This window comes from Nocardioides sp. CPCC 206348 (assembly GCF_048654705.1).
In the GTDB taxonomy this organism is placed as follows: domain Bacteria; phylum Actinomycetota; class Actinomycetes; order Propionibacteriales; family Nocardioidaceae; genus Nocardioides.
In genome coordinates this window covers 18306-20533 of the sequence record NZ_JBMCZA010000173.1, presented here as the reverse complement: position 1 = coordinate 20533, position 2228 = coordinate 18306, and the positions used below count along the sequence as shown (strand labels likewise).

The following is a 2228-nucleotide window of genomic DNA, read 5'->3' as shown; positions in this document are numbered from 1 at the left end:
TTCCAGCCCGACGCCCATGTCCGCGACGAGAGCCACGACTACGAAGGCATCGCTGAGATCCGAGGCTGGCGCGAGGGTGTGGCGTCCCGGTTCACCTATACGTCGGAGATCACCCGGGTCGAGCCGGCGGGCGATCAGGAGTACGTCGTCTCCACGCACCTCGAGGGCGACTTTCCTGGCGGAGTCGTCGACCTGGACCAGCGGTTCACCCTGGCCGACGGGCTCATTGCAGACCTGTCCATCTGAACCTCCGGTGCGCGCCTCACACGTGAGCGACTGGAAACAGAACCGTTACTCGACAAGCGTCGCGGTGAAACCACGGCCGTCTGAACTGTTCCCGACCCGCTGACATCGGCGGGGCGCCCCTAGGGTTCCGTCTCCGGCAACGGAGGGCCTGGTCCGAGAGGGGAGGCGGTCGCACAGGGATGTACGACCGTTCCACGGCGGGACAAAAGCCCGGGAGGCCGACTGGCCCCGAGTTGCCGTGCGCGTTCTGGGCCTACCCATCGGAGGCACAGTTGTCCACATCTCCCGACTCAAGCGCCGTAGATCTCGGCACGTTCGGCTACACCCAACAGCTCTCCCGGCGCGTCGGCAGCTATGCGTCGTTCGCTGCCGGCTTCTCCTTCGTCTCGATCCTGACCACCGTCTTCCAGCTGTTCGGCCTCGGCTTCAGCTTCGGCGGTACGGCGTTCTTCTGGACCTGGCCCGCGGTCTTCGCCGGTCAGCTCATGGTCGCCCTCTGCTTCGCAGAGCTCGCGGCCCGCTATCCCCTGTCCGGCGCCATCTATCAGTGGTCACGGCGACTCGGCGGATCGATCGTCGGCTGGTTCGCCGGCTGGACGATGGTGATCGCACAGATCATCACGGTGGCTGCTGCAGCCATCGCGCTCCAGGTCGTGCTCCCCGCCGTGTGGGGCGGCTTCCAGCTCATCGGCAGCGACCCGACCCTCTCGTCGAAGTCGGGCGCCAGCAACGCCGTACTCCTCGGCGTGATCCTGCTCGTCGTCACGACGACCCTCAACGCGGTCAGCGTGCGGATCACCGCGATCGTCAACTCGATCGGTGTCACGTGTGAGCTGGTCGGCATCGTCCTGCTGGTGATCCTCCTGTTCGGCCACGCCGAGCGCGGGCCGTCGGTCGTCCTCCACACGACGAACCTCGACAACACCACCGGCTACGTTGTCCCGCTGTTGATCTCGGCGCTGATGGCGGCGTACGTGCTCGTCGGCTTCGACGCCGCAGGCGAGCTCTCCGAGGAGACCCACAAGCCGCGGGCCACCACGCCTCGCACGATCATTCGCGCGGTCGTTGCCTCCGGACTCGGTGGCGCGTTCCTGATCATCGCCGCGCTGATGGCCGCCCCCAGCGTCACCGACGGCAACCTCGGCCTGCAGGGCCTCCCCTACGTCCTGACCAGCCAGCTCGGTACGACGACCGGCAAGCTACTGCTGCTCGACGTCGCCTTCGCCGTCTGCGTGTGCACGCTCGCCATCCAGACGGCCGCCGCCCGGATGATCTACTCGATGGCCCGCGACAACGTGCTGCCGTACTCGAAGCAGCTCGCGAAGGTCTCCGACAAGACCGGCACGCCCGTGCTGGCCACGATCGTGCCGGGCGTCCTGGCCGGTCTCTGCCTCGTGGTGAACGTCGGCAACGCCGGTCTCTTCCTCGGCCTGGCGAGTGTCTGCATCATGCTCCTCTACATCGCCTACCTGCTCGTGACGGCGCCGCTGCTCTACCGCCGCATCACCGGTACTCCCCTGCTCGACGGCCTCGACGAGAACGGCAAGAAGCTCTTCTCGCTCGGACGGTTCGGCATCCTCGTCAACGCCATCGCGGTCGTCTACGGGATCGCCATGGCGATCAACCTGGCCATGCCGCGAGCGGAGGTCTACGACCCCGCCGGCGAGGGCTGGTACCTCCACTACCTGCCGCTGATCACGCTCGCCGTGGTCGGTCTCGGCGGAGTCGCGGCGTACGCCGTACAGCGCAAGGACTACCACCGCAGCCTCGGTGAGGCCGTGCCGTCCTTCTCGTTCGCCCTCCCGGGCCTGCGCACCGCTGAGGAGGAGGCATGAGCAGCTTCACCCATGAGGTCCCGGGCGGCGCGGCCTGGTCGTTCGCGATCCGCGCCGGTCGCCAGGTGACGCTCACTGCCCTGGGCGACGAGGCGTGCGTGACCACACTGCTGTTCGGTCCGGACCGCCTCGACCGGCTGAACGTCC

The 2228-nt window shown here is 67.5% G+C and carries 2 protein-coding genes and 1 riboswitch; both genes read left to right on the top strand.

The window, feature by feature from the left end; all coding sequences use genetic code 11:
* Window positions 1–246, top strand: a 246-nt coding sequence (locus ACOADB_RS13755; RefSeq protein ID WP_378599518.1) for a nuclear transport factor 2 family protein, incomplete at its 5' end; no start/stop codon positions are given.
* A 108-nt stretch (window positions 247–354) separates the two neighbouring features.
* Window positions 355–465: riboswitch (guanidine-I (ykkC/yxkD leader) on the top strand.
* A 53-nt stretch (window positions 466–518) separates the two neighbouring features.
* A complete protein-coding gene (locus ACOADB_RS13750; RefSeq protein ID WP_378599515.1) occupies window positions 519–2081 on the top strand; it encodes an amino acid permease in 1563 nt (520 codons plus the stop codon).
* The last annotated feature ends 147 nt before the right edge of the window (window positions 2082–2228 follow it).